The sequence below is a fragment of the Subtercola boreus genome (assembly GCF_003399625.1).
GTDB lineage: Bacteria > Actinomycetota > Actinomycetes > Actinomycetales > Microbacteriaceae > Subtercola > Subtercola boreus_C.
Map to the genome: position 1 here is coordinate 1 of NZ_NBXA01000079.1, position 747 is coordinate 747.

The 747-nt window shown below is 60.5% G+C and carries 1 protein-coding gene; it reads right to left on the reverse strand.

The window, feature by feature from the left end; all coding sequences use genetic code 11:
* Positions 1-198 precede the first annotated feature (198 nt).
* A partial coding sequence (locus tag B7R21_RS19350) for an IS3 family transposase (RefSeq protein WP_116284887.1) occupies positions 199-747 on the reverse strand: 549 nt, incomplete at its 5' end.

The window sequence follows — 747 nt, forward strand, 5'->3', positions numbered from 1 at the left end:
GGCCCGTGTCGATCACCAGCCGCGCCGCCTCACGGCGATACTCCGGCGTATAAGTCTTCCTCTTGCTTGTGCCCATCACGGACATCCTCCCCGACAGGCCCGCAAACACGCGAAACCCGCCTGGTCAGTGTCCGGAATTCGGGGTCAACCTCACTCGGGTCTGCCCAGAGTTTGGTTGTCACTGGGGGTTGATGGTTTTCAGGCCGCGTTTGCGGTTGTGTAAATTGTCTCAAACTCGACGGGGGTGAGTTTGCCGAGGCCCCGTTGGCGGCGTCGGCGGTTGTATTTCGTTTCGATCCACACCACGATCGCGAGGCGGAGTTCCTCGCGAGTGTTCCAGCGCCGGGTGTTCAGAACGTTCTTTTGAAGGAGCGAGAAGAACGATTCCATGGCGGCGTTGTCGCTGGAGGACCCCACCCGTCCCATCGATCCGTGCAGCCCGTTGTTCTTCAGCAGCCGCACGACGCGTTTGGATCTGAATTGGCTGCCTCGGTCGGAATGTACGATCGTGCCGGCTGGGGCGCGGAGCGCGATCGCGTTACGCAGCGCCGCGGCTGCGAGCTCGGACTTCATTCGGGAATCGATGGAGTACCCGACGATCTTGTTGGAACAGCAATCCTTGACCGCGCACAAATACAGTTTGCCCTCACCGGTCCAGTGCTCCGTGATGTCGGTCAACCAGACCTGGTTCGGTTCTGTCGCGGCCGTAATGAAGTCGTGCGTCACTCGGCCTTTGTCATCGGTCAC